The sequence below is a fragment of the Polynucleobacter sp. 35-46-11 genome (assembly GCF_002281105.1).
The window spans coordinates 1-1,500 of record NZ_NCFJ01000575.1; the positions used below are offsets into that span (position 1 = coordinate 1).

3 protein-coding genes are annotated in these 1,500 nt (G+C 46.0%); all 3 read right to left on the reverse strand.

The annotated features are described in order from the left end of the window. Positions 1-248: dihydrofolate reductase (locus B7Y67_RS17760; protein ID WP_293599766.1), on the reverse strand; the 248-nt coding region annotated here is incomplete at its 3' end. A 14-nt stretch (positions 249-262) separates the two neighbouring features. After that, the gene (locus B7Y67_RS17765) at positions 263-1,057 is read right to left on the reverse strand and encodes a thymidylate synthase (RefSeq protein ID WP_215301534.1); all 795 of its coding nucleotides are present in this window, start codon (positions 1,055-1,057) and stop codon (positions 263-265) included. 38 nt (positions 1,058-1,095) lie between these two features. Continuing rightward, positions 1,096-1,500, reverse strand: a 405-nt coding sequence (locus tag B7Y67_RS17770) for an FAD-dependent oxidoreductase (RefSeq protein WP_293599767.1), incomplete at its 5' end; no start/stop codon positions are given.

The following is a 1,500-nucleotide window of genomic DNA, read 5'->3' on the forward strand; positions in this document are numbered from 1 at the left end:
ACAACTTCTGCGCCTGTGAGCTGTAAGTCAGTATTGCGACTCACCACAATATTGCGACGTCCAGGAAGTGGACGACCAATAGATTCCCAAGTCTTGCGACCCATGATGACTGGATGACCCATAGTTACTTTTTTAAAGAACTGCAGATCAGCAGAAATCTTCCAAGGCATTTGGTTGTCACGACCAATCACGTGATTACTTGAGCGGGCAACAATCATCGAGATAGCGGGGTGTTTAGCTACAGTCATGCGGTTCTCATTTCTTAAACAGCTACTGGAGCTTTAATGGCGGGATGTGACTCATAGCCAGCAATTTCAAAATCTTCGAATTCATAATCGAAAATAGAGTCTGGCTTGCGCAAAATATTGAGCTTAGGCAAAGGGAAGAAGTCTCTTGATAGTTGAAGATCTACTTGCTCTAAATGGTTGCTATACAGATGGCAGTCGCCACCAGTCCAGACAAAGTCACCCACTTCTAGATTGCACTGCTGGGCCATCATGTGGGTCAAAAGGGCATAGCTTGCAATATTGAAAGGCACGCCTAAGAAGATATCGGCACTGCGCTGGTAGAGCTGGCAAGAAAGCTTGCCATCAGCAACATAAAACTGAAAGAAAGCATGGCAAGGTGCTAAAGCCATGCGAGGAATATCTGCCACGTTCCATGCGGAAACAATAATGCGACGGGAGTCTGGATTCTTTTTGAGTGTCTCAACTACTTCAGCAATCTGATCGATGTGCTGACCATTGGGCGCGGGCCATGAACGCCACTGGTAGCCGTAAATTGGGCCTAGGTCACCGTCAGGAGCTGCCCATTCATTCCAGATAGAAACACCACGCTCTTTGAGCCAGTTATTGTCAGTGCTGCCCTTTAGAAACCAGAGTAATTCGAGAATGATGGACTTGAGATGGAGTTTCTTAGTGGTGACCATTGGAAATCCTTCAGCCAGATTAAATCGCATCTGGTGGCCGAAGATGGAGATCGTTCCAGTTCCTGTTCTATCGGACTTTTGAACGCCCTTTTCAAGGACTTCCTTCATAAGATTGTGATATTGACGCATAGGTTTATTCAGCTAAATGATTCAGTGATATTAAGAGCTTACTCGAATGTCGGTGGGCTTACCCCAAGCGCTTTGTGAAGCTTGGGGGAGGTGGTGGTGTACTGAAGCTGAATCTGCTTTTCTGGGGCCAGATAGGCTGCTGCAGCAAAGGCTGCTAATGCCGCCTCATGAAAGCCAGACAGAATCAATTTTTTCTTGCCGGGGTAGATATTGATGTCTCCAACAGCGTAAATGCCGGGAGTGCTAGTTTGAAAGCAGGCTGTATCTACAGTAATTTGCTTGCGATCGATATCGAGACCCCAGTCAGCAATAGGGCCCAACTTAGGCGAGAGACCATAAAACAATAAGAGTGCATCAAGGCCAATTTTTTGAATTTCACCATCAATATTGGCGATAGCAATTTCAGTAAGCTTGTCATGAGAGGTTTCAAGACCGGTAATTTG